General features: G+C 53.2%; 1 pseudogene. It reads left to right on the top strand.

Features of this window, described 5'->3' with window-relative positions:
* A pseudogene (locus tag ACTHUR_RS13520) lies at positions 1 to 770 on the top strand (5-methyltetrahydropteroyltriglutamate--homocysteine S-methyltransferase); the annotation flags it as partial.

Below are 770 nucleotides of genomic sequence, written 5' to 3'. Positions count from 1 at the left end.
GACCGTATCAAAGCGCAACAAGCATGGTTGAACCTGCCTCTGCTGCCGACGACCAACATCGGTTCTTTCCCGCAAACCACCGAAATCCGTCAAGCACGCGCAGCCTTCAAAAAAGGCGAACTGTCTGCCGCCGATTACGAAGCCGCGATGAAAAAAGAAATCGCCTCGGTGGTTGAAGAGCAAGAAAAACTGGACTTGGACGTATTGGTACACGGCGAAGCCGAGCGTAACGACATGGTCGAATACTTCGGCGAATTGTTGAGCGGTTTCGCGTTCACCCAATACGGCTGGGTACAAAGCTACGGCTCACGCTGCGTGAAACCACCGATCATCTTCGGTGACGTAAGCCGTCCTGAAGCCATGACTGTCGCTTGGTCCACTTACGCACAAAGCCTGACCAAACGCCCGATGAAAGGCATGTTGACCGGTCCTGTCACCATTCTGCAATGGTCTTTCGTCCGCAACGACATTCCACGCTCTACCGTGTGCAAACAAATCGCACTGGCTCTGAACGACGAAGTATTGGATTTGGAAAAAGCAGGCATCAAAGTCATCCAAATCGACGAACCTGCCATCCGTGAAGGTCTGCCTTTGAAACGCGCCGATTGGGATGCCTACCTGAACTGGGCAGGCGAATCCTTCCGCCTGTCCTCTACCGGTTGCGAAGACAGCACACAAATCCACACCCATATGTGTTACTCCGAGTTCAACGACATCCTGCCTGCTATCGCAGCTATGGACGCCGACGTGATTACCATCGAGACTTCACG

This window comes from Neisseria sp. P0021.S007 (genome assembly GCF_051956855.1).
This window is presented reverse-complemented; position numbering and strand designations above follow the sequence as displayed.